Source organism: Pseudomonas sp. HY2-MNA-CIBAN-0224, from assembly GCF_040310285.1.
Classification (GTDB): domain Bacteria; phylum Pseudomonadota; class Gammaproteobacteria; order Pseudomonadales; family Pseudomonadaceae; genus Aquipseudomonas; species Aquipseudomonas helleri.
The window spans coordinates 1-264 of sequence record NZ_JBEOPQ010000602.1 but is presented as its reverse complement, the minus strand read 5'-3'; the positions used below and the strand labels follow the sequence as shown (position 1 = coordinate 264).

The window sequence follows — 264 nt, the reverse complement described above, 5'->3', positions numbered from 1 at the left end:
ACATGGCGTAGCGTAATATCACCTTTATGCTGGGCAGCAAATGCGGGCCAATAGCTGGCAATCGGCTCATCATAAGCAAGCAACTGCTGCGCAACCAATACATGCACCAGCGTTGCCAATACGCCCTTACCCGTCGAAAAATTAAGCGATAAAGTATCAGGACTCCATGACAAATTCGCGCGCGCCAGCCCTATGCTCGCTTGTGCGATACATTTGCCGTCCTGATAGACAACCACCGCACCACCAGCAGGCGCATCATCAAGC

Annotated in this window: 1 protein-coding gene; it reads right to left on the bottom strand. The window is 52.3% G+C overall.

Features of this window, described 5'->3' with window-relative positions:
* A partial coding sequence (locus AAEZ03_RS27720; RefSeq protein ID WP_350583092.1) for a serine hydrolase domain-containing protein occupies window positions 1-264 on the bottom strand: 264 nt, incomplete at both ends.